This is a genomic window from Bartonella sp. AP88HLJMH, from assembly GCF_042195605.1.
GTDB lineage: Bacteria > Pseudomonadota > Alphaproteobacteria > Rhizobiales > Rhizobiaceae > Bartonella.
Genome location: NZ_JBHIOR010000090.1, coordinates 1 through 1,019, shown reverse-complemented (window position 1 = coordinate 1,019; position 1,019 = coordinate 1). Strand labels below are relative to the sequence as shown.

The window sequence follows — 1,019 nt, the reverse complement described above, 5'->3', positions numbered from 1 at the left end:
TGTAACCAACGGGATAAAAAACCAAATTTTAAAGGTTTTGGGAGAGAGCCATTAGTAACATGACGGCGGAATGTTGAGACACTCATATGAAGCAATTTTGCACTTTCACGGTCAGTTAAAAGAATATCATTTTCTGTCATACGAAAATCCTTTCTATCAAAAAATGGTAACAAATCATAACCATTTATTAACCACATTTTGGTTTATTTAGAAAGATGTTTTATTCATAGAAAACAATATTTTATTATACAATTTCTGATGTGATACGTTATGAGTTTTATTGAGAAAGAATGAGTGAGAAGAGAGAGAAAGTTATCCACAGATCATGGGGTTATGCACCCCATATCTTAAGATTGACCAGTGACATAAGCCGCCCATTTATCCATATAGACACGGCGCTGTTCTAAATAATCAGTACGACGATAGGCACGCTCTACTTTACCGCCAACCGTATGAGCTAAAATGGTTTTAGCGACCTCATAGGGGGCATTGGTTGTTTCAGCAAGCCAATCGCGTAAACTAGAACGAAATCCATGGGGACGTGCTTCAAGTCCAATCTGTTGCATATATTGTGACATGCAATTCTCACCAAGGGGACCCCGACCGGTTGCAGAAAAAAAGAAATCATTGCGTGATAAAAGGCGCGCTTGTTTTAAAATGTCTAATGCTTCAGATGATAGGGGTACACGAAACTCTTTTGTTGTATCACGCTTTCCTTTCATATTTTCAGCAGGGATAGTCCATATATCTCCATCAACTTGATCTTTATGGATATGACATAAAGGAAAAGTACGAACGCCTGTCAGAATAAGCAAACGTAAAGCCAGTTGTGTCATTGTTGTTTCGCAAAGTGTTTTATAAAAAGCCGGAACTTTTCTCCAATCCATAGCTGGAAAATTTTGCGTTTTATGACGTTGTTTGCCTAAGAGAGCGAATCAGGCTTTAGCAACAAGATTCAAAGTATATAAAGATGTGTAAGGGCGTATTGATGTCTATAGCTTTTTATGATTCAATAAAAA

At 37.3% G+C, this 1,019-nt stretch carries 1 protein-coding gene and 1 pseudogene; both read right to left on the bottom strand.

What is annotated here, in order from left to right; genetic code table 11:
- Positions 1-140, bottom strand: a 140-nt coding sequence (locus ACFIMA_RS09730; protein ID WP_375633082.1) for a helix-turn-helix transcriptional regulator, incomplete at its 3' end; no start/stop codon positions are given.
- 207 nt (positions 141-347) lie between these two features.
- A pseudogene (locus ACFIMA_RS09725) lies at positions 348-932 on the bottom strand (tyrosine-type recombinase/integrase); the annotation flags it as partial.
- Positions 933-1,019: the final 87 nt, after the last annotated feature.